Origin of the sequence: Paenibacillus cymbidii, assembly GCF_004764705.1 — a bacterium.
GTDB classification, from domain to species: Bacteria; Bacillota; Bacilli; order Paenibacillales; family NBRC-103111; genus Paenibacillus_AN; species Paenibacillus_AN cymbidii.
Genome location: NZ_SHLX01000029.1, coordinates 32,681 through 56,795 on the forward strand (window position 1 = coordinate 32,681; position 24,115 = coordinate 56,795).

At 57.9% G+C, this 24,115-nt stretch carries 25 protein-coding genes and 1 riboswitch; of the genes, 8 read left to right on the forward strand and 17 right to left on the reverse strand.

Going from position 1 to position 24,115, the window contains the following annotated elements:
• Window positions 1-41: 41 nt before the first annotated feature.
• From EXY20_RS29685 to EXY20_RS29705, 5 genes are all read right to left on the reverse strand, one after another.
• Complete coding sequence (locus EXY20_RS29685) at window positions 42-566, reverse strand: phage tail protein (protein ID WP_207671355.1); 525 nt, start codon at window positions 564-566, stop codon at window positions 42-44.
• 12 nt (window positions 567-578) lie between these two features.
• The gene (locus EXY20_RS29690) at window positions 579-1,076 is read right to left on the reverse strand and encodes a phage tail protein (RefSeq protein ID WP_135556019.1); all 498 of its coding nucleotides are present in this window, start codon (window positions 1,074-1,076) and stop codon (window positions 579-581) included.
• Window positions 1,077-1,099: 23 nt separating this feature from the next.
• Window positions 1,100-1,618: a phage tail protein gene (locus EXY20_RS29695; RefSeq protein WP_135556021.1), complete on the reverse strand. Its 519-nt coding sequence runs from the start codon at window positions 1,616-1,618 to the stop codon at window positions 1,100-1,102.
• A 63-nt stretch (window positions 1,619-1,681) separates the two neighbouring features.
• On the reverse strand, window positions 1,682-2,164 hold the full coding sequence (locus EXY20_RS29700; protein WP_167859625.1) for a GNAT family N-acetyltransferase: 483 nt from the start codon (window positions 2,162-2,164) through the stop codon (window positions 1,682-1,684).
• A 201-nt stretch (window positions 2,165-2,365) separates the two neighbouring features.
• Window positions 2,366-3,244, reverse strand: a complete 879-nt coding sequence (locus EXY20_RS29705) for a helix-turn-helix transcriptional regulator (RefSeq protein WP_235886259.1) — start codon at window positions 3,242-3,244, stop codon at window positions 2,366-2,368.
• Window positions 3,245-3,381: 137 nt separating this feature from the next.
• On the opposite strand from EXY20_RS29705, the gene EXY20_RS29710 reads away from it, so the two are divergent.
• The 4 genes from EXY20_RS29710 (at window position 3,382) to EXY20_RS40120 (ending at window position 7,319) form a co-directional block, all read left to right on the forward strand.
• Complete coding sequence (locus tag EXY20_RS29710; protein ID WP_135556024.1) at window positions 3,382-5,361, forward strand: beta-galactosidase trimerization domain-containing protein; 1,980 nt, start codon at window positions 3,382-3,384, stop codon at window positions 5,359-5,361.
• A 114-nt stretch (window positions 5,362-5,475) separates the two neighbouring features.
• Window positions 5,476-5,901, forward strand: coding sequence for a hypothetical protein (locus tag EXY20_RS29715; protein WP_135556026.1), 426 nt, complete (start codon window positions 5,476-5,478; stop codon window positions 5,899-5,901).
• 144 nt (window positions 5,902-6,045) lie between these two features.
• Window positions 6,046-7,101, forward strand: coding sequence for a CotH kinase family protein (locus tag EXY20_RS29720; protein ID WP_135556028.1), 1,056 nt, complete (start codon window positions 6,046-6,048; stop codon window positions 7,099-7,101).
• Window positions 7,102-7,217: 116 nt separating this feature from the next.
• On the forward strand, window positions 7,218-7,319 hold the full coding sequence (locus tag EXY20_RS40120) for a sporulation protein YjcZ (RefSeq protein WP_135556030.1): 102 nt from the start codon (window positions 7,218-7,220) through the stop codon (window positions 7,317-7,319).
• 190 nt (window positions 7,320-7,509) lie between these two features.
• On the opposite strand, the gene sdhB is transcribed toward EXY20_RS40120, so the two are convergent.
• Genes sdhB through EXY20_RS29740 form a run of 3 tightly spaced genes read right to left on the reverse strand, consistent with a single transcriptional unit; the run spans window position 7,510 to window position 10,689 of the window.
• Window positions 7,510-8,259, reverse strand: coding sequence for a succinate dehydrogenase iron-sulfur subunit (gene sdhB / locus EXY20_RS29730; protein ID WP_135556031.1), 750 nt, complete (start codon window positions 8,257-8,259; stop codon window positions 7,510-7,512).
• 2 nt (window positions 8,260-8,261) lie between these two features.
• Entirely contained in the window at window positions 8,262-10,019 is a 1,758-nt protein-coding gene (gene sdhA / locus EXY20_RS29735) for a succinate dehydrogenase flavoprotein subunit (protein ID WP_135556033.1), read from the reverse strand.
• 13 nt (window positions 10,020-10,032) lie between these two features.
• Window positions 10,033-10,689 carry a succinate dehydrogenase cytochrome b558 subunit gene (locus tag EXY20_RS29740; protein ID WP_135556035.1) on the reverse strand — a complete coding sequence of 219 codons (657 nt, stop codon included), beginning with the start codon at window positions 10,687-10,689 and terminating at the stop codon, window positions 10,033-10,035.
• 323 nt (window positions 10,690-11,012) lie between these two features.
• Here EXY20_RS29740 and EXY20_RS29745 point away from each other — a divergent pair, with 323 nt between their 5' ends.
• On the forward strand, window positions 11,013-11,903 hold the full coding sequence (locus EXY20_RS29745; RefSeq protein ID WP_135556036.1) for a LysR family transcriptional regulator: 891 nt from the start codon (window positions 11,013-11,015) through the stop codon (window positions 11,901-11,903).
• Between the two features lie 9 nt (window positions 11,904-11,912).
• Here the strand turns inward: EXY20_RS29745 and EXY20_RS29750 are convergent, their stop codons facing one another.
• From EXY20_RS29750 to EXY20_RS29760, 3 genes are read right to left on the reverse strand one after another with little or no spacing between them, the layout of a single operon-like run.
• On the reverse strand, window positions 11,913-13,142 hold the full coding sequence (locus EXY20_RS29750) for a cation:proton antiporter (RefSeq protein ID WP_135556038.1): 1,230 nt from the start codon (window positions 13,140-13,142) through the stop codon (window positions 11,913-11,915).
• A complete protein-coding gene (locus EXY20_RS29755; RefSeq protein ID WP_135556040.1) occupies window positions 13,142-13,804 on the reverse strand; it encodes a potassium channel family protein in 663 nt (220 codons plus the stop codon). The genes EXY20_RS29750 and EXY20_RS29755 overlap by 1 nt, the downstream gene beginning before the upstream one ends.
• A gap of 52 nt (window positions 13,805-13,856) precedes the next feature.
• Window positions 13,857-15,209 carry a TrkH family potassium uptake protein gene (locus tag EXY20_RS29760; protein ID WP_135556042.1) on the reverse strand — a complete coding sequence of 451 codons (1,353 nt, stop codon included), beginning with the start codon at window positions 15,207-15,209 and terminating at the stop codon, window positions 13,857-13,859.
• A 91-nt stretch (window positions 15,210-15,300) separates the two neighbouring features.
• Window positions 15,301-15,447: riboswitch (cyclic di-AMP (ydaO/yuaA leader) on the reverse strand.
• 55 nt (window positions 15,448-15,502) lie between these two features.
• Here EXY20_RS29760 and EXY20_RS29765 point away from each other — a divergent pair.
• Together EXY20_RS29765 and EXY20_RS29770 are read left to right on the forward strand one after the other, a co-directional pair.
• Entirely contained in the window at window positions 15,503-15,706 is a 204-nt protein-coding gene (locus tag EXY20_RS29765; protein WP_135556044.1) for a hypothetical protein, read from the forward strand.
• A 56-nt stretch (window positions 15,707-15,762) separates the two neighbouring features.
• On the forward strand, window positions 15,763-17,397 hold the full coding sequence (locus EXY20_RS29770; RefSeq protein WP_135556045.1) for a CPBP family intramembrane glutamic endopeptidase: 1,635 nt from the start codon (window positions 15,763-15,765) through the stop codon (window positions 17,395-17,397).
• A 63-nt stretch (window positions 17,398-17,460) separates the two neighbouring features.
• Here EXY20_RS29770 and uvrC read toward each other — a convergent pair whose 3' ends face one another.
• Window positions 17,461-19,413, reverse strand: a complete 1,953-nt coding sequence (uvrC, locus tag EXY20_RS29775) for an excinuclease ABC subunit UvrC (protein WP_135556047.1) — start codon at window positions 19,411-19,413, stop codon at window positions 17,461-17,463.
• A gap of 94 nt (window positions 19,414-19,507) precedes the next feature.
• The gene (gene trxA, locus EXY20_RS29780) at window positions 19,508-19,819 is read right to left on the reverse strand and encodes a thioredoxin (RefSeq protein WP_135556049.1); all 312 of its coding nucleotides are present in this window, start codon (window positions 19,817-19,819) and stop codon (window positions 19,508-19,510) included.
• A 251-nt stretch (window positions 19,820-20,070) separates the two neighbouring features.
• Here trxA and EXY20_RS29785 point away from each other — a divergent pair, with 251 nt between their 5' ends.
• The gene (locus EXY20_RS29785; RefSeq protein ID WP_135556050.1) at window positions 20,071-20,214 is read left to right on the forward strand and encodes a YqzM family protein; all 144 of its coding nucleotides are present in this window, start codon (window positions 20,071-20,073) and stop codon (window positions 20,212-20,214) included.
• 102 nt (window positions 20,215-20,316) lie between these two features.
• Here EXY20_RS29785 and EXY20_RS29790 read toward each other — a convergent pair whose 3' ends face one another.
• From EXY20_RS29790 to EXY20_RS29805, 4 genes are all read right to left on the reverse strand, one after another.
• Window positions 20,317-20,919 (reverse strand): class I SAM-dependent methyltransferase, encoded by a 603-nt coding sequence (locus tag EXY20_RS29790; RefSeq protein ID WP_135556052.1) that lies wholly within the window; start codon window positions 20,917-20,919, stop codon window positions 20,317-20,319.
• A 241-nt stretch (window positions 20,920-21,160) separates the two neighbouring features.
• Window positions 21,161-22,111, reverse strand: a complete 951-nt coding sequence (gene zapE / locus EXY20_RS29795; protein WP_135556054.1) for an AFG1/ZapE family ATPase — start codon at window positions 22,109-22,111, stop codon at window positions 21,161-21,163.
• A gap of 18 nt (window positions 22,112-22,129) precedes the next feature.
• On the reverse strand, window positions 22,130-23,617 hold the full coding sequence (locus EXY20_RS29800) for a replication initiation and membrane attachment family protein (protein ID WP_135556056.1): 1,488 nt from the start codon (window positions 23,615-23,617) through the stop codon (window positions 22,130-22,132).
• Window positions 23,618-23,750: 133 nt separating this feature from the next.
• A complete protein-coding gene (locus EXY20_RS29805; RefSeq protein WP_235886260.1) occupies window positions 23,751-24,047 on the reverse strand; it encodes a YuiB family protein in 297 nt (98 codons plus the stop codon).
• Window positions 24,048-24,115: the final 68 nt, after the last annotated feature.

A 24,115-nucleotide genomic window follows, 5' to 3' on the forward strand; every position in this document is an offset into this window, starting at 1 on the left:
CATACGAATTGCCGCCTAAGCTGACGGCAATCGATCCCATCTCACTCTGACTTCAACGGATAAACCCCTTCAAGCGCAATAATAAAATTAATCGCCACCGTAGGCTGCATATTGTTATGCGCCTGATTGCCGCCTACGGCAGAGATCGCCTGTACATTCATCGGCGTATCGGCATTCTGCGAATACGCCTTGACAGGAAACTTGCCCCCAGGAGAATTCGCATATACCGCCCCATTCGGATTGGTTTCATTCGCAGTCGTTTGATTTTGCGGCGAATGCGTATGGTTCGGCATTTGATCCAGCGTAATCGTCTCCGTTTGCGTCCCGCCGGTCTCTGGCAGCTTCCGCGGCGTCAGGCCCGCTCCCGTTCCCCAGTGCATCGGCACGGTGCCGCGCAGATCGGGAAGATTGAAGGTCTGACCCGCGGTGCCGCCGTACATATTGCCGATAATCGTGTACAGTGCCTGATTCTGATAAACTTGCAGCGTATCCCCATTGCAAAATGCCCAGCCTTGGGGTGCATAAGAGCCTGCAAAAAGGCGAATTTCGCCGATATACGGATCCATAATCGATCCTCCTCAGTTGTTTTTTGGCGGCCAAATGCCCTGAATGGCAATGCAATAGTTCAATACGGTATAAGGCTGCATGTTCGAATGCGGCTGGCTCCCGCCCGCAGTGGCAAGCGCGGCTGCATTCATCGAGCCGTTGATCGTGTCGCTGTAGGACATCAGTGTCGACGTTCCCCAAACATTGCCCGTCGCCACATTTGTGGTTGCGTCGGATCCGGCCGTAGCATCGTGCGTGTGCTGCGGCATTTCGCTTATCGTCAGCGTATGCGCTTCTTCTCCGCTCACCGTTGCATACGGGATCGCATTGCTCGGCATAATCGGCGTCCTGCCTTGCAGATTGGGCAACCCGAACGTTTTGACGCCATCCCCTCCGAATTTGGTGCCGAGCAAGGTGTAAAGCGCCGAGTTCTGCTGGATGTTCAGCAATTGACCGTTGCACTGCGCCCAACCGCTCGGCGCGTAATTAAAAGGAAACAAGCGGATTTCCGCCAAAAACGGTTCTGCCATTTTTCCATTCCTCCATTCGCGAGTTATCCTTGTGACGGGTAATTTCCCTGCAGCGCAATAATGAACGTTACGGTACTGAACGGCATCATATTGTTATGCGGCTGATTGCCGCCAATCGAAGAAATCGTCGCCGGGTCCATCTGACCGTTCGGCGCTGTATCCGCATATACTTTGTTTGTGCTGGTCGCCCATATATTATTGGCAGGCGACGTGCTGTTCCCGGCAAGCTGCTGCGCTCCCACCGGATGCGTATGTGCGGGCAGCATGGATTGCTCGAGGGTGACGGTTTCCGTCCCCGCTTTTTGACCGAGCGGGTATGCTGTGCCCGTAACCGGGTTTTTCCCCATATGTACCGGCACGCGCCCCTGCAGGTCCGGCAGCCCAAACGTCGATCTCCCGTCCCCTCCGTAAGTGGTGCCGAGCAAGGCATATAAGGCTTCATTCTGATTGATGGGCAGCAGTTGTCCGTTGCACAACGCCCATCCTTGCGGAGCGTAGTTTCCCGAAAACATGCGAATCTCGCCCAAGTATTGATCGCTCATTCGACAATCTCCTTTCGTCTCGTTGTGTTGCCTCAGGCTTGCGCCCGCTTCCTTCCCATACGGTCATCCCTCGTTGTCCGGGAACCACTCCATGGCCACGTAAGGCGGCTCAAAGCCGGTTTCGCTGAAGCCCAAACGTTGATACAGCCGGCGCGCCGGGCTATTGTCCGGCACCTGCAGCCGCAACGGCTTGTCCCGTTCGAACGCCTGCCGCTGCAAGCGGCGAATCAGCGCGGTTCCCGTGCCGCGATTGCGGCACTCGGGCAATAACGCAACATACACCAGCCTGAGCGCATCGGTCCCGTCGTGCGTGATCCAATAGCCGGCTTTCACGCCGCCGACTTGAATGATCCGCTGTTCGGCGGCCGGATACTGCAGCGCATAAGAATGCCGCTGCGCCTCGAACTGCATGCGCAGCATCGACTTCAGCATCGACTCCGGCAAACCCAGGGCGGCAAATTCTTCCGCACGCGTACTGGCATATACACGGTACAAAAACTCGTCGTCCTCGGCTCCCGCCTGTGTGAGCTGCATAAGCGATTGCATGGTCTCTCCTGTCCGCGATCCGTGTTGCCGACCGGCGCATCCGACCGATTTGCCGCAACGAAGTAGCATGTAGTTATTTTGACCCAGTTCAATATTCTCCAACAATATCCAAAATCCTGTATAATCCCGCAATAAAGTTCTCGTAAATTTACAGGAAACGCAATGATTCGACACTTTTCAGGAAAAATCGGCAAACACGCCCTACAACGACTCCTGCATCCGCTTGCGGTATTGCGCCGGCGGCATGCCGACCTGTTTGCGGAACGCGCGGATAAAATAGTTCGTTTCGGCCATGCCGACCTGTTCGCCGATTTCGCGCACGGACAGCTCCGTCCGCTCCAGCAGCGAACGCGCCTTGGCCATCCGCTGCCGCAGCACGTACTGCAGCGGCGACAAACCGGTATGCCGCTTCAGGCAGCGCGACAAATAATCGAAATGAAAATGAAGCGCATTCGCCAGCTCTTCCGCATCGAACGGCTCCTCCGCATGCTGCCGCAAATACGCTTCGATCCGCGCGCTCAGCGCTGCAGACGGCGACAACCGCCGCGCCCCCGCCGCCTCCTGCAGCTTGACCAGCAGCTGCGCGAGGCCTGCTTGCAGCTCAAGCGCGTTCTCTACCGTCAAATGGTGGTGCTGCTCCACCATGCGGTCCAGCACCGGCAGCAGTCCGCTGAGGTCGATATGCGCGTACTTCGGCACATACAACGTTTGCGCCGACGGGTTCAGGTCGATATCGGTCCCTCTCCTGAGCGCATGCGTCCACGGCACCTCGTCGCCGGGCAACGATCGAAGCGGCGCGGGATGGCGAAAGTGCACCCAGTATATTTCCGTGAGCGTTTCGCACGGCTTGTGCCCCCAATGCATGACGCCCGGCTCCAGCGCCAGCAAACCGCCCGCGCCAACCTCGTAGGCGGCTCGCTCGTCGCTCATATATAATGCGCCTTCTTTTACAATCAACAAATCGTATACATCGAATCGCCGCGCAAAATGCTGCTGGCCCGGATGCCAAAGCGAGTGGCCGACAGTCAACAGCTGCGGCATCGGCGGCATCGGCAGCTCAAGGCAAATCATCGTCGTCATTCCCCTTTCCGCAAGCGTATTTATTGTAGCACGCCCAAGTCGATAATGTGCTATTATCAATCGATAATACGCCTAGCCGCCACAGCCGGACAACGTGTAAAGTGAAAGAAAACGCTTCACCCAAAGGAGACGACTTTATGCGATTCAGACAAGTTCACCTCGACTTCCATACGTCGGAAGCGATCCCTGGCATCGGCAGCCGTTTCGACAAACAACAATTCCAGGACATGCTGCAGCTTGGACATGTCGATTCGATCACGATTTTTTCGAAATGCCATCACGGCTGGGCGTATCATCCATCGAAAGCGAACGAAATCCATCCCGGCCTCTCGTTCGATCTGCTCGGCGCCATGATCGAAGCCGCGCACGAAATCAACGTCAAGACGCCGGTATACATCTCCGCCGGTCTGGACGAAAAACTGGCCCTGCGCCATCCCGAATGGCTCATCCGCAGCAAAGACGACAAAACGAACTGGGTGCCCGGCTTCCTTGAGCGCGCCGGCTACCACCAGTTTTGCCTGAACACGCCATACCTCGATCTGCTGATCGCACAGGTTGAAGAAGTCGTCGCAAACTATGACGCCGACGGCATCTTCCTCGACATTGTCGGCGTGCGCGAATGTTATTGCCATACGTGCATCGGCGCCGCCCGCGAGCGTGGCTTCGATCCGCGCGACAAACAGTCGATGCGTCCGATCTGGGAAGCGACGTACGCCAATTACACGCGCCGCGTGCGCGAAGCGATCGACGCCATCAAGCCCGGCCTGCCCGTCTTCCATAACGGCGGCCACATTCGCCGCGGACGCCGCGACCTCGCGCAAATGAACACGCACCTGGAGCTCGAGTCGCTGCCGACCGGCGGCTGGGGCTACGATCATTTCCCGCTGTCGGCTCGGTACGCGCAACCGCTTGGTATGCGGTTCCTCGGCATGACCGGCAAATTCCATACGTCGTGGGGCGAATTCGGCGGCTACAAGCATCCGAATGCGCTGCGCTACGAAACGGCGCTCAGTATCGCGAATGGCGCCCGCTGCTCGATCGGCGATCAACTGCATCCGGAAGGCGTCATGGACCCGGCGACGTATCGGCTGATCGGCGCCGCTTATGCGGAAGTGGAAGCGAAGGAAGCGTGGTGCGAGGACGCGGTCAACGTGGCGGACGTGGCGCTGCTGACGCTGGAATCGATCGGCGCCCACGACAAGCTGGAAGAGAAGGAAAACCGTTCCGGCCACTCCGACGCCGGCGCCGTGCGCATGCTGCTGGAAGGCAAGCTGCTGTTCGACGTCATCGATACGGAGCAGCATTTTGCGTCGTACAAGGTCATCATTCTGCCCGATAAAGCAGTGCTGGACGAGTCGCTTGCCCGCAAGCTGAACGACTACATCGCCGCAGGCGGCAAAGTGCTCGCGACCGGCAGCTCCGGCCTGGCGGCGGACGGCAGCGGATTTGCGCTCGATCTCGGCGTGGAATGGCTTGGCGCAAACGAGTTTCGCCCGGACTACTTCCGCCCCGGCTTCGAGCTCGGCAGCCTGAGCAACGCGGCTTTCATCTGCTACAGCCAAGGGCAGCGCGTCGCGCTGAAGGGCGGCGTGGAGCTTGGCGAACGCGAGGACCCGTACTTCAACCGCGACGTGTTCCACTTCTGCTCGCACCAGCATACGCCCAGCAGCGGCAAATCCGGCGGACCGGGCATGGTGGAAAGCGCGGCCGGCATTTATATCGCCTGGGACGTATTCGACGACTACGCGACCAAAGGCAGCCTGTTCCTGAAGGAATCGGTCCTGTACGCTCTGAATCGGCTGTTGTCCGGGCGCACGCTGCACACCAATTTGCCGGCGCAAGGAATCGTTACGCTGCAGCGTCAGGAGCGTCACGGCCGCTATGTAAATCACCTGCTGTATGCCAGCCCGGTGAAACGCGGCACCTCGGTTGAAGTGATCGAGGACATCATGCCGCTGTTCGATATCGAAGTCGCCCTTCACATCGACGAGCCGGTAAACGAAGTGTATTTGGCTCCCGAGCGCAAACCGCTGCCTTACGAGCAAAAGGACGGGGTTGTGCGCTACACGGTGCCGAAGCTGGAATGCCATCAGATGGTCGTGCTTGCTTATTCATAAAAAGGTCGATTGGTTCCTCCGTTCCCAAATTTTTTGCCAAACTACGCAGTCAACTATAGCATTTCAACCTCCGCGACATATTTTATATGGTACAACTCGGGAGGAGGCTATGGCATGACACTGGGCAATAAAGCCAAAACGAGCGGGTGCCGCTGCAATTGCGGCTGCTGCAGACACAGGAAGCATAAAAAACACGTCAAAAATGCGGTCCGGCGCCGGGTAACGACGGTTGAGACCGTTCGGGAAGAAAACGTTACGCGCGACGTGCCGCAAAGAAGCGTCGGCACCCTGCCGGTCGATCCTGTCCACGCGCTGAGAGGCCGCTACTGCGGTGACGATATCGAGCTGGTCGGCGGATTTTACACGCGGCCGCAAGTTATAACTGCGCCCGTCGACAGCGCCGCAGACGGCAGATCGGCCGGGCACCGGAGCCCGCCTAAGCGCGGCGCGGCCGCGCATCGCAGCTCAACGGTGCACCGCAGTACGACCGTCCATCGCAGCACGACGCTGGTCAATCGCAGCGCCGGCCCTACCGTTTGATCGTCTGATCGCCCGTTTGCGGCTGCGGTTCGGACAAACGCCGTGCCCTGCGCCGACTCGCGCGCATAAAGTAGTACAAACTGGAGCCTATCCTGTCGGGATAGGCTTTTTGTTTAACGGAATGCCAGAAAGGCGGTGCGTTCCATGGAGCTTCCGGCGGTGCACATCGTCATCCGCAGCGCGCAATGGGCGGAGCTTGAGCGAAACGTATGGAGCGACAAGTTCGTTGATGCCGTACTCCTCGCCTGGGGGAAACCGGAAGCGATTCGGCTGCGTTACCGCGGCGGCCATACGCGGGATTACCCGAAACGATCGTACGAAGTCGTCCGCGCCGGCCGATCCGTTCACTACAATGCCGAATACGACGATCCCTCCATGATCCGGAATTCCTTGTCATTCCTATTTTTTCGTTCCATGGGTGTTCCCGCTCCGAAAACGCAGCACGTTCAGTTGTACATCAACGGGAACTATCACGGCGTCTACTTGGAAATCGAAGCGGTGGATCGCCATTTCTTTCGGAGCAGAGGGCTGTCTTGCCAGTCGATCGTATACGCCGTCAATGAAAACGCCGATTTTTCCCTGAGCAACAGCAGATCGGGCAAACGCAAATCGTCCCTTTTTGCCGGGTATGAACGCAAGCTTGGCACTGAAGCCGATCGCGCGCGACTCATCCGGTTTATCGCCGCCATCAATCGGCTGCCTCCGTCCGGACGGCTGCCTTATATACGTGCCAATCTCGATATCGAGAATTATTTGCGCTGGCTGGCCGGTGCGGTATTTACCGGGAACTACGACGGCTTCGATCAAAACTACGCGCTGTACCGCAGCCGCGTCGCCCGCGTATACCGCATCGTGCCTTGGGATTATGAAGGCACCTGGGGGCGCAATTGTTTCGGCAAGCCATGCGGCAGCGGTCTGGTGCGCGTCACCGGCTACAACCGGCTGACCAAGCTGCTGCTTGCGATCAAACCGGTGCGCAAGCGGTACAAACAAATTTTGCAAATGGGCCTTTCCGGACCGTTTACGCCGGCCAGGCTGCACCCGGCGATCGACCGGCTGCACGGCAGCATAACGGCCGCCATATCCCGCGACACCGAGCGTCAATGGCCGCTGTCCGTGTTCAAAGACGAACCCCGTTTCATCCGCAACTATATCGCAGAACGGCGCAGGCTCATTTCCCGGGCAATTGCCGGCATGTAGCCAATGCAGCATATGCCCAAAAATTCGATACCCGGGCGAATATCCAAGCACGATTTCGCGGCTCTCATACTATGGGTGTGTAAGTCATTTCACCAAATCGAAGGAGGATGAAAAATATGGGTTTTGCAGCCGGAGCTTCTTGCGGTGCTTTCACATCTGCTGGGATCATTCTGGTATTGTTCATTTTGCTGGTGATCGTGCTTCGTTCCTGGATCTGACGCCTGAATGAGGAGACCAACGTGATCTGCGTTACTCCTCTCCCAGCGACCTTTCGTTCTTGTTGCAAGTATAGCATGGCAAAAACAAGCTTTTGAATGCACACCCGTCCCGCCAGACGAAAAACCGGCTTGCGCCCGAAGCGCAAGCCGGTTTTTCTCTCGATGGCGAACCGCATCATGAGGTCCGGCGTTACATGCCCAGCCACTTCTTGAACAGCTGCTTCGTCGTGTCGGCGTTCATCGCCGCAATCGACGTCGTCAGCGGAATGCCTTTCGGACAGGAGCGCACGCAGTTCTGCGAATTGCCGCAGCCTTCGATGCCGCCGTCTTCCATCAGCGCGTCGAGCCGCTCGTGTTTGTTCATCTCACCGGTCGGGTGCGTGTTGAACAACCGCACCTGGGAAATCGCCGCCGGTCCGATAAAGCTCGTTTTGTCGTTGACGTTAGGGCAAGCCTCGAGGCAAACGCCGCACGTCATGCACTTCGCCAGCTCATAGGCCCATTGCCGCTTGGATTCGGCGAGACGCGGTCCCGGCCCGAGATCGTACGTGCCGTCGATCGGAATCCACGCCTTGACTTTCTTCAGCGCGGTGAACATGCGTGAGCGGTCGATGACCAGGTCGCGCATGACCGGGAACGTCGACATCGGCGCCACGCGGATCGGCTGCTCCAGCTTGTCGATCAGCGCCGTACATGCCTGGCGCGGCTTGCCATTGATCACCATCGAGCAGGCGCCGCACACTTCCTCCAGACAGTTCGACTCCCAGCAGACGGGTGTCGTCTTTTGGCCTTGCGCGTTTTTCGGGTTGCGCTGAATTTCCATGAGGGCGCTGATGACGTTCATGTTCGGCCGGTACGGGATCTCGAACTCTTCCGTATACGATTTCGCTTCCGGACTGTCCTTGCGCGTCACAACCAGCTTGATCGTTTTGTCCGCCATGATCAATGCCCACCTTTCTTATCCGCCGAATAATCGCGTTTCCGCGGCGCCACGAGCGAGACGTCGATGTCTTCGTAGCTGATTAGCGGTCGATCCGGCGTATACGTTGCGATCGTCGATTTCATGTATTCTTCGTCGTTGCGATCCGGGAATTCCGGCTTGTAGTGGGCGCCGCGGCTTTCGTTGCGCTGCAGCGCGCCGATCGTCATCGCCCGGGCAAGCTCGAGCATATTCCACAGCTGGCGGGTGAACGCCACGCCCTGGTTGTTCCAGCGCGCCGTGTCGGTCATGCTGATCTTCTTGTAACGCTCGCGCAGTTCCATGATTTTGTCGTCGGTCTCCTGCAGCTTCTTGTTGTAGCGCACGACCGTCATGTTGTTGTTCATCCACTCGCCAAGCTCTTTGTGAATCACGTATGCGTTTTCCGTGCCGTCGAGCTTCAGCAGGTCTTCGTACTTGGTCGACTGCTTCTTCGCTTCGCGTTCGAACACCGACGAAGCGACGTCTTCGGCGTGCTTCTTCAGGCCCTTGACGTATTCGATCGCCTTCGGCCCGGCCACCATGCCGCCGTAAATCGCCGACAGCAGCGAGTTTGCGCCAAGCCGGTTCGCGCCGTGGTATTGGTAATCGCATTCTCCGGCGGCGAACAAGCCGGGAATGTTGGTCATCTGGTTGTAGTCGACCCACAGGCCGCCCATCGAATAGTGAACCGCCGGGAAAATCAGCATCGGAATTTTGCGCGGGTCGTCGCCCATAAACTTCTCGTAAATTTCGATGATGCCGCCGAGCTTGACGTCCAGCTCCTTCGGATCCTTGTGCGACAAGTCGAGGTAAACCATGTTTTCGCCGTTGATGCCCAGCTTCATGTCGACGCAAACGTGGAAAATTTCCCGCGTCGCGATATCGCGCGGCACCAGGTTGCCGTAAGCCGGGTATTTTTCCTCGAGGAAGTACCACGGTTTGCCGTCCTTGTACGTCCAGATGCGGCCGCCTTCGCCGCGCGCAGATTCGCTCATGAGCCGCAGCTTGTCGTCACCCGGAATCGCTGTCGGGTGAATCTGGATGAATTCGCCGTTGCCGTACTTCACGCCTTGCTGGTAAACCGCGCTCGCCGCGGTGCCTGTATTGATGACCGAGTTCGTCGTTTTGCCGAAAATGATGCCGGGGCCGCCCGTAGCCAGGATGACCGCGTCGGCCGGGAACGACTTCGTTTCCATCGAGCGCAAATCTTGCGCGCACACGCCGCGGCAAACGCCGTCGTCGTCGAGCACCGCCGAAAGAAATTCCCAATGCTCGTACTTCGTAACCAGCCCCGCCGTTTCCCAGCGGCGCACTTGCTCGTCCAGCGCGTACAACAGCTGCTGGCCGGTCGTCGCGCCGGCGAACGCCGTGCGGTGGTATTGCGTGCCGCCGAAGCGGCGGAAGTCGAGCAACCCTTCCGGCGTGCGGCTGAACATGACGCCCATCCGGTCCATCAGGTGGATAATGCCGGGCGCCGCTTCGCACATCGCCTTGACCGGCGGCTGGTTGGCCAGGAAGTCGCCGCCGTACACCGTATCGTCAAAGTGCTCCCAAGGGGAGTCGCCTTCGCCTTTCGTATTAACGGCCCCATTGATGCCGCCCTGCGCGCACACCGAGTGAGAGCGCTTGACCGGTACCAGGGAGAACAGATCCACATGAACGCCGGCTTCCGCCGCTTTGATGGTGGCCATCAAGCCTGCCAAACCGCCGCCTACTACAATCACCTTCGCATTTGCCATTGTCTCTCACCCCTTATTTGGTCGCCGTGGCCGGCAATTCTTGGAAGTCCGAACCGGTGAACGCGGTCAACGACAGTATGAACATGACGGCCATCAGCACGAACAGGCCCATGCATACATAGGTCGAAACGCGTTGCGCGCGCGGCCCGATCGTAATGCCCCAGCTGACGAGGAAAGACCACAGTCCGTTCGCAAAGTGGAATGTTGCGGCGAGAACGCCGATCACATAAAACGTAAAGAGCAGCGGCTGCGTCGTGATGTCGTGCATATGTACGCCGAGTTCTTCATGCGTCACATTGCCGAGCGTCACTTGAAAACGCGTTTCGAAGAAGTGCCAAGCGACAAAAATGAAGGTAATGACGCCCGTAATCCGCTGCAGCGAAAACATCACATTGCGGAAATAGCCGTAATGGCTGACATTGTTCCGCGCCGTATACGCCACGTAGAGGCCGTAAACGCCGTGGTAAAGAAGCGGAAGCCAGATACCGACGATTTCGAGCGCAAGCACGAGCGGCAACCGGTTCAGCCAGGCGACCGAATCGATGAAACCTTGATGCCCTTCATTAAATGCCGCGTAGTTGGTCAGCATATGCTCGAGCAAGAAGAAGCCGACTGGAATAACCCCGAGCAAAGAATGAATCTTGCGGTAGTAATAAGAATTTCCGGACATTGTGTTACATTCCCCCCTTGAGAGTGGTAAAGCTCAGGCGCTCGCCGTCTGTAGACCACATACCATTGTACTGCTGCGTTCCAAGGGCGTCAACAAAATATGACAACTTCCGTCACCCTTGAAGAAGTAGTTCGAGCCGCGTCTGCTCCCGGTTTCCATCAGCTTCATTTTTCATTCGATGGCAGCTTTTTATACGCCTGGCAACGCTTGTCGAGAAATAATTTGTGGCAATCCCCATGTTACGCTCCAATCGCTTATAATGGAAGTGCGATATTTCTATATCTGCTTATGCAGAATCGTTATAAGGAAGAGGGCGATCCGCCGTGCAGCATTTGGACATCTTCACCGTCGTCGTCGAACAAGTCAGCTTAAGCCGCGCTTCCCAGTTGCTTAATTTGTCCCAACCCGCCCTCTCCCGCAAAATCGCCGCACTGGAGGATTCGCTTGGGGTCAAGCTGTTCGCGCGCATCGGCAAGCGGCTGGAGCTGACTCCCGCCGGCCATTTGTGCTACGAGTACGCGATCCGCATGAACGGGCTGGAGCGGGACATGCTTCGCGCGCTGAACAAGTTCAAGACGGAGAAAGCTCCCGCTTCGCTTACGATCGGCGCCAGCCTGACCACGCTGCAGCTGACGCTGCCCGAGTTAATCGCGCTCTATACGGCCGACAATCCGGATACGGACATCAAAGCCGTCACCGGCAAAACGCACGAAATCGTTTCCATGCTGCGCGATAAAAAAATCGACATCGGCGTCGTCGCCTCGTTGGTGAACGAGCCGGGGCTGCAGTGCGTGCCGCTGTTCGACGACCATCTGAGCCTGCTGCTGCCGGCCGGTCATCCGATCGCCGAGCGCCAGCTGCTGACGATGCGCGATCTCGATGGATTGCCGATGATTTTGTTTTCCAAAGGCACGTGGTACCGCATTTTGACCGACGAGCTGTTTCACCGTTATTCGGTTTATCCGGATGTCAAAATGGAAATCGACTCGTTCGAGGCGATCATTCGGCTCGTTTCGACCTGCAAAACGGCAACGCTGCTGCCGATGTCGTACATGCGGCGGTTTCTGCACGACAAGGAGCTGCTCATCCGCAGCATCGCCGAGCTGGAGAAGACGGAGCGCACGACGTCGCTCATTTTCCAGTACGACGCGCTGCACCAGCCGTCGCTGCACAATTTCATCTGGAAGGCGAAGGAGCATTTTGCGGAAGGGTGAGTGCGGGGCCTATCGCTCCTCCTCCACCCCCAGCTTGCGCGCCAGCCAAGCGGTGGTGCTTGCTTGCAGCAAAATCGTCAGCAGCACCGCAAGAAACGTCACCGACGCGATCACGTCGGCATGCGCCACGCCGAGGCCGGCCACCATGCCGGACAACGCCGCGGGAATGACGCCCGTCTCGCGCACCCAGCACATGAACGCCAGCTCCCGCCACGTCCAGCGCGCCCGCCGGTCGGGCAGCGCGCACAGCAGCACGGTCAGCGGCCGCGCGACCAGCATGAATACGGCGATGACGGCGAGGCTCGGCCACAGATGGGCGCCGATCACGGCAAAGTCGACCTGGCTGCCGAGCAGCACAAAAATGAGCATGCGCATCATCAGCGTGACGCTGTCCGATACATGCTCCAGCTCATGCCGTTTGCCCGCCATGTTGAGCTTGAGCAGCGGCGCATTGCCCCAGATCAGGCCGGCGACGAACGTCGCCATGAAGCCGCTCACGTGCCAATAGTCGCCGAGCAAATAAGCGCCAAGCGCCGTGACGAGCATCGCGATCGTCGTATAGTCGCGCAGCACGCCCAGATTGGCGTGGGCGACGAGGAACGCCGCAGCGACGCCGACGGCCAGTCCGATCCCGATGCCGCCAAGCGCCGACGCCGCAAAATCGAGCGCCCCCGATGAGAAGCTGACTTCGCTTGTGCCGGTAACGACAGCCAAAACGGAAAAGGTAACAATCGACCCGGTCGCGTCGTTGAACGCCGATTCGCTTTCCACCGTCTCCCGCAATCGAGTCCGAATGCGCACTTGCTTGAACACCGGGATCAGCGTCGCCGGGTCGGTCGAGGCGATAACGGCGCCGAGCAGGAAGGCGTACGGATAATCGAGCCCGAGCCACCAATGGGCGGCGAGCGCAACGGCGGCGCACGTTACCAGCACGCCGGGCACGCTGAGCAGCGCCACGGTCGGCCATACGGCCCGCAAGCCGCCGAGCCGGATGTTCCGACCGCCGTCGAACAGGATGAGCGCCGAACCGGCGGTAAGGATCAATTGATTGGCAGTCGAGCCGCCGGGCAAGTCGATCCAGTGAAACAGTCCGCCCGCCGCCAGCCCCGCGCACAAAAAAAGCGCGACATCCGGCAGCTTCAGCCGGCTGGCCAGCCGGCCGGCGGTCATGCCCAGCGCGCAGACAAGAATGAACAAAAACAACCAATGCTGCACCACGAGATTAACCCCTCGCGCGATTATTTGCTCCCCACGGCATGTTCGAAATGTTCGATCTGGTCGTTCGTGCCGATGACGACGAGCACATCTTTATCTTCCACTGTATCTTCGGCGGTCGGCGCAATAATAATGCCGCTGCGCTTGTTGATCGCCACGACGCTGCAGCCGTATTTGGCCCGCGTATCGAGCTGCTTGAGCGTTTTGCCGCAGATGCGCGGCGACACCGCCATCTCGGCGATCGTATAATCTTTCGACAGCTCGATGTAATCGAGCAAGTTCGGCGAAACGAGCTGGTGCGCGACGCGAATGCCCATATCGCGTTCCGGGAAAATGATGCGGTCGACGCCGATTTTTTTCAGCACCTTGCCATGAAGCTCGGAGAGCGCTTTGGCCACCACCATTTTGACCCCAAGATCTTTCAACAAGATCGCGGCCAAAATGCTTGCCTGAATATCGTCGCCGATTGCCACGACGACGCAGTCGAAGTTGCGAATGCCAAGCGAACGAAGCACTTCTTCGTCCGTGGCGTCCGCCGACACCGTATGCGTCAGCTGCTGGCTCATTTCGTTCACAATTTCCTCGTCGCGATCAATGCCCAGCACCTCGTAGTCCAGCGAAATCAATTCTTTGGCCAAGCTCGATCCGAATCTACCCAGCCCAATTACCGCATACTGCTTCTTCATCGTATCCCCGCGCTCCTGTCTATTCTGTACCTAACTTCTATATAACCAAACGTTACCCGATTGTAATTTTGCCTTCGGGATAACGGTAAAGCTCCTTCTCTGTCTTGGGTCCGAGCGCGTACGCAAGCGTCAGCGGACCGAGCCGGCCGATGAACATCATGAACACGATGATCATTTTGCCGACCGCGGTCAAATACGGTGTCAGCCCCATCGAGAGGCCCACCGTGCCAAAGGCGGACGTCACTTCGAACAAGATTTTCAGAAAATCGTAGTCCTCCGTCGTCGATAGCACCATCGCCGCGGCAATGACGAGAATGATGGCGAACAGTGTCAGCGTAATCGCTTTGAAGATACGGTCTTTGGTCAGCCGGTAGCGATAGATCACAATGTCTTCCTTGCCGCGAATCATCGCGATCATTGCGCCGATCAGAATCGTGAACGTCGTCGTTTTGATCCCGCCGCCGGTCGACCCCGGCGAAGCGCCGATGAACATCAGCATAATCATAAAAAACTGTGACGCCTGACGCATCGCGCCGATATCGATCGTATTGGCGCCGGCCGTACGCGGCGTCACCGATTGAAACAGCGCGCCGAACAGCTTGCCGTTCCAATCGAGCGGCGCCAGCGTGAGCGGATTCGTATATTCGAACACGAGGAAAACGATAGCGCCAACAACGATGAGCGCCGAAGTGGCGGTCAGCACCACCTTGGTATGCAGCGTCAGCCGCTTTCTCGTGCGGAATTCCAGCAAGTCGGAAATCACGATGAACCCGATCCCGCCCGTCACAATGAGCAGCATGCTGACGATATTGATAACAGGGTCGCCCACATAGCTCGTCAAACTGCTGAACGGACCGCTGATGCCGCCGAACAAGTCGAAACCAGCATTGTTGAAGAACGAAATCGCGTGGAACACGCCGAAGCCTATCGCCTGGCCGAACGGCATATCGAACGACCAACGGGCGGCGAACAGCACGGCGGCAACGCCTTCAATCGTCAGCGAGTAAAAAATAACTTTGCGAATCAAGCGAACGATGCCTTCCATCGTGTTCTGATTGAGCGCTTCCTGCAAAATAAGCCGTTCCTTCAGCGAAATGCGTTTTTTCAGCACGAGCGCCACGAGCGTCGCCATGGTCATAAAACCAAGCCCGCCGATCTGGATCAGCGTAATGATGATCACTTTGCCGAAGGTAGTGAAATAACTGCCCGTATCGACAACAACAAGACCGGTCACGCAGGTGGCCGACGTGGCGGTGAACAGCGCGTCCAGGAAAGGCAGCCGGCTTCCGTCCGCCGACGACACGGGCAGCTGGAGCAGCAGCGCTCCGACCACAATGATCGCCGCGAAGCCGAGCACCAGAATGCGCGGTGGCGTAAAGGAAAGCCAAATCTGCGGCAATTTCATCGTCACAATCTCCTTACTTTTTGAAAAGACGGCGTCATCTTCCGAAAATAAGCACAAAAAAAAGCACTGGAAAACCAATGCCCGAAAGGTATGGTATCCTGATGGCAAGCCTACGAGGTTAGCTGACGGATTCGGATGCAGCAGTCACCCTATCCGCATCTTGCTGTGCAAGAAGCGGAATTCACCCCTGAAACCTATGGTTCCCCCGTTTTCGCGCGAAATTCGGCTTTTGAAACAAGGTGCGCGTATTCAATTGATTCCGATTATAGCTTGCTTTGGCGAGATGTACAAAGGTGGATTTGGCGCAAAAAGCGATCGTAACGATGAAAATCGTTGCTCTTTTTTCATTGCGGCTGGCGTTCCCCTACGTTTTCCGGTCATTTGCACGGCTTTACTCGCTGCCGCTCGATCGCCGCCGAATGAAAGCGCAGCCATTAATTGCCCCGTCCGATCTCCAGAGACTGGAAACGGCGCTGGCGATATGGTACTTTGAATAGGAGCGTCTGCCCGCTCTGCGAACGGAAGACGCCACTACAGGAACGGGGGATCCTGCATGCCCGAAAGGATGAACAGACGGCCGCTTCTCTGGATGGCGATTGTCGGCTTGCTCATTTTTGCGCTCAGCTTCATTCCCGGCCTCGCGGGAAACGGGGAAAACTCGCCGGACGAACAATCGTGGGCGCCGGCCGTATCCCGCGAGGAAGCGATCGCCGCCGCGCAACAATTCGTCGCCGAACGGATGGACGACCATGGAGCCTGGCGCGATGTCGACGCTATCTACCAATCGGACAAAACGCTGAACGGCTATTTGCAAAAGAACGGCCTTGCCGGCGAATACGACCGCAGCTACGGCGACAGGCTGCCGCCCGATTATTGGGAAGTCCGCGGCACAAGCGGCGGCTCCGGCACCGCGTATACGGTGCGCGTCGGCATGGATAAGCCGGTTATTGCCGGCTGGCAGGCGGCAGTGAACGGCTCCAAGCCGGGGACGAAGGACGTGCAAGCGGTGGCCCGCGAAGAGTTGGTCCGGAACGGGTACAACGAAGCCGATTTCGTTTACCGCGGCGTGCCGGTCTCGAACGGCAGCAGGCAAACGTTCGAAAGCGTCAAACCCGTCATCGGCGACGCCAAGCTCACGATCATGGTCGGCGTCGTGACCGATCGGGTCGTGTCGTTCACCGCCAAAGTGAACGTGCCGCAATCGTACACCGACTGGTTCGCCGCGCAGAAACGGTGGGCGAGCATCATGTCCGGCCTGTTCCTGCTCGGCTGGGCGGCGCTGGCGATTACTGCGCTCGTCTACACGGTGCTGCTCGGCAAGGAGCTGAGCTTCCGCCGCGGCATCCTGATTACGCTGCTTTTCGCCGCCACCAATGTGCTGCAAATTTACAACGGCTTGCCGGGTGTTGTGAACGACACGGATATCGCCGGGGTCGGCAGCGATGCGGTGAATGGCAACGAAAGCTTCTTCTCCGCCTTTTACATCGGCTTTTCGCTTGTGATGATGGTGCTCATGGCCGCTTCCGTTTATTTGTGCCTGCTGGCCGGCGACGGCTTGTGGCGAAGACGCGGCTGGAACGCCTGGCTGCGCTGGCGCGAGCCCGAATTCGGCAAGCATATGATCGCCAGCGTCAAGAATGGCTATTTGTTATGCTTTTTCGTCTTTGGTGCTCAGCAGCTGATCTTCTGGATTGCGGAGCGTTCGTTCGATTCGTTCAGCATCCCCGATCCGATGCAATCGTCGCTCAACGCCAAGTGGCCGACATTATTCCCGCTGCTTGCCTGGATGGCCGCCACTTCCGAGGAAGTGCTGTTCCGCATCTTCGGCATCGTTATCTTCAAGAAGCTGCTGCGTTTCAATTTCCTTGCCGTGCTGATTCCCAGCGTCATCTGGGCGATGGGGCACACGACTTACACGATTTACCCGAGCTATACGCGGCTGATCGAAGTGACGATCATCGGCATCATTTGGGGCTATGCGTTTCTTCGCTTCGGGCTCATTACGGTCATCTTCTCGCACGCCGCCTTCGATTCGATATCGGCTTCGCTGTCGGTTGCGATCGAACACGGAACGCCGCTCTATTACGGGCTGGCTGTCGTTTATGCGATTTTGCCCGCCGCTGTCGGATACGCGATCGCTTGGCTGCACCGCTGGCGATACCCGGGCGGTATCGCCAAGGCCGTTTAACCTACTCGCGGCACCAGCTCAACAACAAAAACAACCGGATCGGGAGCTCCCGTCCGGTTGTCGTTATTCCATCGCTTCCGCCGTTTCGTCTGCCGCAGCGATCGCCGGCTCGCCTTCGCCTTGCGTTTCGCCGCGCAGCGCTGTCAGAATCGTTTGCGCCAGCTTGTCGCCGATGCCCAGCGGCTTAAAATCGGCCGGCTGCGCTTCTTTCATCTTTTTCAGCGAGCCGAAATGCTTCATCAGCGCCTTGCGCCGCTTCTCGCCGATGCCGGGAATAGCGTCAAGCTGCGACACCACCATCGATTTCGCCCGCGATTCGCGGTGGAAGGTGATGGCGAACCGGTGCACCTCGTCCTGGATGCGCTGCAGCAAATAAAATTCCTGGCTGTCGCGCGGCAAGGGCACGACTTCCGGCGGATCGCCGGACATGAGCTGCGCCGTGCGGTGCTTCGCGTCCTTGACCAGGCCGCACACCGGAATAAACAGCCCCAGCTCGTTCTCAAGCACGTCGATTGCCGCCGATATTTGGCCTTTGCCGCCGTCGACGACAACCAGATCGGGCATCGGCAAATTTTCCTTCAGCACCCGTTCGTACCGCCGGCGAATGACTTCCCGCATCGTTTCGTAATCGTCCGGTCCTTCGACCGTTTTCACCTTGTACTTGCGGTATTCCTTGCGATCCGGCTTGCCGTTCGTAAACACGACCATCGCCGACACCGGATTCGTGCCCTGAATGTTCGAGTTGTCGAACGCTTCGATGCGCCGCACGACACCGCCGCCCAGCAGGCTGCCGAGGTTTTCCACCGCCTTGACGGTGCGTTCGGCGTCGCGTTCGATCAGGCGGAATTTGTCCTCGAGCGCGATGCGCGCGTTGTCGGCGGCCATTTCCACCATTTTGCGTTTCGGGCCCCGCTTGGGGTGCAGCACCTTGACCTTCAGCCACGACTCGAGCGCCGACGCCGCTTCTTCAGTCGCTGCTGCTGCCTGCGCTTCTTCGGCCGTCGTTTCGACGCCGGCGCCTTTGTCCGCCTCCGCCGCCTCGCCGGTCTCGCGTTTCACCATCGTGCCCGCCGCGGCTTCCGGCAGCATCACTTCTTTCGGCAAAGCCGGGTTGTCGCTGTAGTATTGCGCCACGAAGGTAAGGAAATCGTCGTGCGCTTCGCCGTAGTAAGGGAAGAGCGAAGCGTGCCGCTCGATCATTTTGCCATGGCGCATGTAGAGGATGAAGACGCTCATCCAGCCTTTGTCCACGGCATAGCCGAATACGTCGCGGTCGACGACGTCGACCGTTGTAATCGTTTGCCGCTGCATCAGCGCGTCGATGGCGAGCATCTGGTCGCGCAGCTCTTTGGCGCGTTCGAACTGCATCTCTTCCGCCGCTTCGAGCATTTTGCGCTCGAGCTCGCGCCGGATCGCTTCGTGCCCGCCGCCGAGGAAGCGTGCGATTTCGCTCACCATCGGCTCGTACTGCGCCGCTGCCACTTCGTATTCGCACGGCGCCACGCATTGGCCAAGATGGTAGTACAGGCATACCTTGTCCGGAAGCGTCCTGCATTTGCGAAGCGGGTACAGCCGGTCGAGCAGCTTCTTCGTCTGCTGCGCCGCGAACGCGTTCGGATAAGGGCCAAAATATTTGCCTTTGTCTTTATATACTTTGCGCGTCACTTCCAGACGCGGATGTTCTTCGTGGGTGATCTTGATATACGGAAACGTCTTGTCGTCCTTCAGCAGCACATTGTAGCGCGGCTGGTGCTGCTTGATCAGGTTGCACTCGAGGATCAGCGCTTCGACGTTGTTGGCCGTCACAATAAACTCGAAATCGGCGATTTCGCCGACAAGCCGCTGCGTTTTGGCGCCGTGGCTGCCGGTAAAATAAGAGCGGACGCGGTTTTTCAGCACCTTCGCTTTGCCGACGTAAATGATCGTGCCTTCCCCGTTCTTCATCAAATAACAACCGGGTTTGTCCGGCAACAGCGCCAGCTTCGCGCGAATCGTTTCCTGGCGGTTGTCTCCCATATCCCTTTCCCCCTGCTCAAAAAAAAGCCCTTTTCCTGCATAGCGGAAAAAGAGCTGCTCTCATGCGATTCCTTATCGAATTGTCTCCCGCCTGTTATTGATAACGGGAAACGACATTTTTCAGCGCGTCCTTCGATTGGAAGCCGACCACTTTATCGACCGGTTGGCCGTCCTTGAACACGATCAACGTGGGAATGCTCATGACGCCGAAACGGGATGCCGATTCCGGGTTGTCGTCGACATTGACCTTGGCGATCTTCAGCGTAAGCTCCTTGTCCAGTTCTTCCAGAACCGGCGCGATCATTTTGCAAGGTCCGCACCATGGAGCCCAAAAATCGACCAACACCGTGCCTTCGCTTTCCACTTCCGATTTAAACGTTTGGTCGGAAACATTCACGATTGCCATTGTTAACTCCTCCTCCAGCTATGAGTGTATGGTTGTGGTTCGATACATACAACGCGAGCAACGTGTACATGTAAAGTATAGCACAACAAGGTGGGAACACAAAAAAACAAGCCATTCTTCTTCCGTTCCGGGCGACGGCAAGTTTGACAAATTGTCACACCTCGCGCAGAAGGCCGGCTTTACAACAAACTTGAAAGTTGGGTATACTAGAGGGAGCGAATGCCGAAAGTGCCTAGATGGAGGGAATTCCAATGAACGACGTGAACAATCACCCGGAATTGCACGTGAACGAAGAACCGCGCAACGACTTTATGGATGTGGCTGTCGGGTTTGGCCTCATGTTCGGCGTTTGCCTCGTGATGGCGATCATTGCGACGATCATCAGCATGAGCTGAACGGTTCGCGGCCCGCATACGGCGAATCGACGAAAATCGCTTGCCCCCGACGGGGGCAGGCGTTTTTTTTCGCCTGGTTTCAACCATCCGCTGCCGGTCCCGCTACTTCCGGGCGTCCAGAATAAACATCGAGGCATCCTGCCCCATGAACAGATTGCGGCCGTGGTAGAACGTTTTGGACTGGATTTGTTTGTACCCGATTCCGGCCATTATTTCCGCAAGCTCGGCTTGATGAAACCCGTTGTGCACGATGTCGGAAGTTATCGCTTCGTTCTTGTCGAAATCGACGATCAGCAAATGCCCCTCATCCTTGAGCACGTCGAACAATCGGGTCAAAACGAAGGCAACATCCGGAATGTGGAGGAGTACCTGGGCCATAAAGATGTAGTCGGCTTTCACATCCGCCAGGCTCTCCTTCTCCATGTCGAAGCATAATGTATCCGCATGCTGCAGCCGGGCATTGGCAATCTTTTGTTTGACTTGTTGAATCATATTCGGCGATGTATCCAGAAACAGCATCGAATGAAACTCATTTATCAGGTTCATGCCGACAAGCCCCGTGCCGCATCCAAAATCGATCGCTTGCTTGCCGGCAGCGTCCGCAACGTATTCGCGAATGGCATCGGACGATACTTTGGCGATCCGAATGCGTTCGGGAGTATCGTAAATCGTAGCGATCATTTCAAACTTGTCCGTATTCGCCATGATGTCCCTCCGATCGGCTTGGACTTTCGAAATAGGCCATTTTTCATGGCTTATTTCGTCTAAAAGGGGCAGTCGCCTCAAAATAGCCAGTGTTTTCACTGGCTATTCGCGTCGATTTGCCCGGATTGGGGCTGTTTGACCGAAATAACCAGTGAAAACACTGGTTATTTTCGATGAGAGGGGCGAAACGGAGGAAATAAGCCATTTTTCATGGCTTATTTTTCCACCAAGCAGCCCCCAATCAGCCGCTGCGCTTGTTTGCGCCGCGCACGTGCAGCACGTCGACGAACGGCCGGATCCGGTCCATGATCCGTTTGCCCCGGTCTTCGTCCTCGCCTTCGCGGCTCGTGAAGCTGAAGTGGCGCTCAAGCGCCGACAGTTCGTGATTGGACGTAAAAAACGTCGGCTTCCGCTGCATCCGGTAATTGAGAATCGTCCCGAGCACATGGTCGCGCAGCCACGGGTTCAAATTTTCCGCCCCGATATCGTCGAAAATAAGCAGATCGGTCTCCTTGAGCATGTCGACCGTTTCCTTCAGCTTCTGCGGCTCTCCGAACATCGCTTTCAAATCCTCGGCGAAGTCCGGCATATACACGATCGCGCCGCTGCGGCCCGTTTTGGCCAACTCGTACAGCAAGTAGCACATCAGGAACGTTTTGCCCGTGCCGAGCGGCCCGACCAAATATAGGCCCTTGGGCATGAGGCCGCGCTCCTTCGTCTGGTCGATGTATTGCATCACGCCAAAGACGGCCTTGTTCCGCTCCTCGTCGAGCCCGAGAATTTCTTCCGCCGAGTAGCCTTGCGACAGCGAACGCTCGTCCACGTAGAAGCTGCGAATCCGGCTGCGTACGGCATCCTGCGATTCCTTGGCGGCGAACAGCACGCAGGCGGCCTGACGGTCGTACAGATGCGGCGCGCCTCCGTCATGTTCGACCGAAAGCACGGTGTAATGGCCGGGAAAATCGTTCGGGCACCGCTCCAGCCCCGGGCAGGCGGCGCACGCTTTCGTTTCCTTCACATACTGGTACAGCTTGTTCATGTACGGCTTGAGCCGCTCATCGGTCAGCTCCGGATGTTCCCGGCGCCAATCCTGCAGCACCGGGTCGGCCAGCAGCCGTTTGCCCGTCGCTTCCGCCTGCTTCAGCAGCGATCCGCCGGACATTTGTTTGAGCACATCCGCCAACGACTCCACGTGTGCGTCCTCCCCCCGCTATTTCCGGCCTTCGTCCAGCTTCTTGGCCAGCCGCCACATCTCTTCCCGCTCCTCGGCGGAAATCGGGTCCTGCCCGGCCGAATCGGCCACCATCGGAATTTTCGGCTTCGCCGGCTGCCGCGATTGCCGCCGCGGCGAAGTCGCAACGGCGGGTTCCAGCGCTTTGGCCGCCGCCTGCTCGCGAAACCGCGATTTGACGCGAAAAAAGTCCACCGCCTGCTCGTAAGTCGCCACGCCGCGGCCAAGCAAATCGGCCGCCAGCTTGTCGACGGCAATTTCGGCCCAGGAACGTTTCTCCGCCTGAATGAAATGAATGAGAACGTTGATGACTTCTTCGTTAAGCTTGTAGTTCAGATCGATTTTTTCGAACACGTCGAGCACGCTGCGCGGCACTGTTCCCGGGGCGAAAAACTTTTTCAGCACCAGCGTATACGGCTCGTTGCGCAGCATCGTGTTGTACTGGGTTTTGTCGCATTGGCCGGTAAATTTGTCGGGGATGGCGAGCAGGTAGCTCATTTCCACCGTTTTTTCTTCCGGGGGCGGCGTCGTGCCGGCTTCGCCGCCGGCCGTCTCCGCCTTGACCGCCGCCCGTTCGAACGACTCCTCGCGCCGCCGGCCCTGGCGATACACCAGGTTCGCCCGGTACTGCATCACGTCGGCCAACAGCTTGCCCGCTTCGTCGAATACCGCATCCTCGTCCAGCAGCCGGCACAGCTCCTGCTGCGACAGCCCGTATTTTTTGGCGATCATGTTGATGGCGGCCATCTGTTCGGGCTGGTAACGCAGCTGCTCAACGAACGCGCGGTTGCGCGAGCCGCGCGGGAAGCGGGCGATAATGTCGGCATATTGAAACGCGTGGCTCGTGACGTCCGGCACCGCAGCCGGTTTGCCGGCACTGGCAGCCTCCGCGAATACTTGCTCCAGCTCGTGGTCGACCACGTTCGAGCCGAGCTTGAACAGGTCGTAGAACGGCGTCGAAATGTTCTCCGCCTGCCCGCCCGCCAGCTCCGGCGGCGCCGCCGCAAGCAAATCCTCGCGCAGAAACAGCAGCGTATACTTGCCTACTTTGTCCCGCAGCAGCAGCGTCAGGTGATGGTTGGAAAAAAACTCGTACGGCGAAAGCGGCTGAAACAGCTTGTATTCGAACACCGTCTCTTCGCTTGCCTCCAAGTACCAACGCGACGTCTGCAGCAGCCCTACCGCTTCCAGCCGGGAAGCTTGCTCGGCCAGCGCCCTGCGTCCGCGTTCGCCCTGCTCCAGCTCCAGCAGCAGGAACAGCCGGCGCTGCTGCTCCAGCGCGGAATAACCGACCCTGTCGCCCGCCAACTGCTGGTATAGCGTCTGGTACAAGGCGATCGCCGCCCCGCCGAGCATCGGCTGATAAATCGAGCTGAGCATTTTATAATCGAGGCTGCCCAGCGAAAAATGCCGGTTGACGCAGTACCGATGCTGTTCCGTAAAATGCAGCATATTCGAAATCCGCATTCGAATCGAACTCCATCCTGACAAAGTCTGTACCTTCTATTGTATCATACATTGGCAAGCGAGCGCCGCCTTCGAAAGACCCGAAAGACGCCAAATAACCCCACGGCGTGGGGCGTGGCATCCTTATTGAAGGCTAAAACATTTTGTAGCCTTTGACGCGCAGTTGGCGAATCGTGTAGCCTCCCACGATCGCGCCGCCGAGGCCGCAGAGCAGCGGCACCATGTCCGTCCACTTGTAGCCAAGCAAATTCGCCGAAACCGTGACGCTCGAATCCCACGAAAAAACAATGATCACTCCAATGACGATGACGTATAAATAAATCGGCAGCCACGTCGTCTTGAGCAGCATGTTGACGATGAAGCCAAGACCGAAAAAGATGCAAAAGCTGAGCACAATGAGCACAATGACCGGCAGTATGCCAAGAATCATGGAGCGAACCTCCCGCCAGGCTCCGCCTTCGGGCGAAGCTTCCTCGCGCGCCGTCCGTGCGGGAACGG

Coding starts and splice junctions, on each gene's coding strand:
- uvrC (WP_135556047.1), bottom strand. CDS start 19,413: ATGGGAGACAACCGCCAGGAAACGATTCGCGCGAAGCTGGCGCTGTTG.
- EXY20_RS29690 (WP_135556019.1), bottom strand. CDS start 1,076: ATGGCAGAACCGTTTTTGGCGGAAATCCGCTTGTTTCCTTTTAATTAC.
- EXY20_RS29715 (WP_135556026.1), top strand. CDS start 5,476: ATGACACTGGGCAATAAAGCCAAAACGAGCGGGTGCCGCTGCAATTGC.
- EXY20_RS29770 (WP_135556045.1), top strand. CDS start 15,763: ATGCCCGAAAGGATGAACAGACGGCCGCTTCTCTGGATGGCGATTGTC.
- EXY20_RS29705 (WP_235886259.1), bottom strand. CDS start 3,244: ATGACGACGATGATTTGCCTTGAGCTGCCGATGCCGCCGATGCCGCAG.
- EXY20_RS29710 (WP_135556024.1), top strand. CDS start 3,382: ATGCGATTCAGACAAGTTCACCTCGACTTCCATACGTCGGAAGCGATC.
- sdhB (WP_135556031.1), bottom strand. CDS start 8,259: ATGGCGGACAAAACGATCAAGCTGGTTGTGACGCGCAAGGACAGTCCG.
- EXY20_RS29760 (WP_135556042.1), bottom strand. CDS start 15,209: ATGAAATTGCCGCAGATTTGGCTTTCCTTTACGCCACCGCGCATTCTG.
- trxA (WP_135556049.1), bottom strand. CDS start 19,819: ATGGCAATCGTGAATGTTTCCGACCAAACGTTTAAATCGGAAGTGGAA.
- EXY20_RS40120 (WP_135556030.1), top strand. CDS start 7,218: ATGGGTTTTGCAGCCGGAGCTTCTTGCGGTGCTTTCACATCTGCTGGG.
- EXY20_RS29740 (WP_135556035.1), bottom strand. CDS start 10,689: ATGTCCGGAAATTCTTATTACTACCGCAAGATTCATTCTTTGCTCGGG.
- EXY20_RS29695 (WP_135556021.1), bottom strand. CDS start 1,618: ATGAGCGATCAATACTTGGGCGAGATTCGCATGTTTTCGGGAAACTAC.
- EXY20_RS29720 (WP_135556028.1), top strand. CDS start 6,046: ATGGAGCTTCCGGCGGTGCACATCGTCATCCGCAGCGCGCAATGGGCG.
- EXY20_RS29790 (WP_135556052.1), bottom strand. CDS start 20,919: ATGGCGAATACGGACAAGTTTGAAATGATCGCTACGATTTACGATACT.
- EXY20_RS29685 (WP_207671355.1), bottom strand. CDS start 566: ATGGATCCGTATATCGGCGAAATTCGCCTTTTTGCAGGCTCTTATGCA.
- EXY20_RS29755 (WP_135556040.1), bottom strand. CDS start 13,804: ATGAAGAAGCAGTATGCGGTAATTGGGCTGGGTAGATTCGGATCGAGC.
- EXY20_RS29805 (WP_235886260.1), bottom strand. CDS start 24,047: ATGATTCTTGGCATACTGCCGGTCATTGTGCTCATTGTGCTCAGCTTT.
- sdhA (WP_135556033.1), bottom strand. CDS start 10,019: ATGGCAAATGCGAAGGTGATTGTAGTAGGCGGCGGTTTGGCAGGCTTG.
- EXY20_RS29800 (WP_135556056.1), bottom strand. CDS start 23,617: ATGCGGATTTCGAATATGCTGCATTTTACGGAACAGCATCGGTACTGC.
- EXY20_RS29785 (WP_135556050.1), top strand. CDS start 20,071: ATGAACGACGTGAACAATCACCCGGAATTGCACGTGAACGAAGAACCG.
- EXY20_RS29700 (WP_167859625.1), bottom strand. CDS start 2,164: ATGCAATCGCTTATGCAGCTCACACAGGCGGGAGCCGAGGACGACGAG.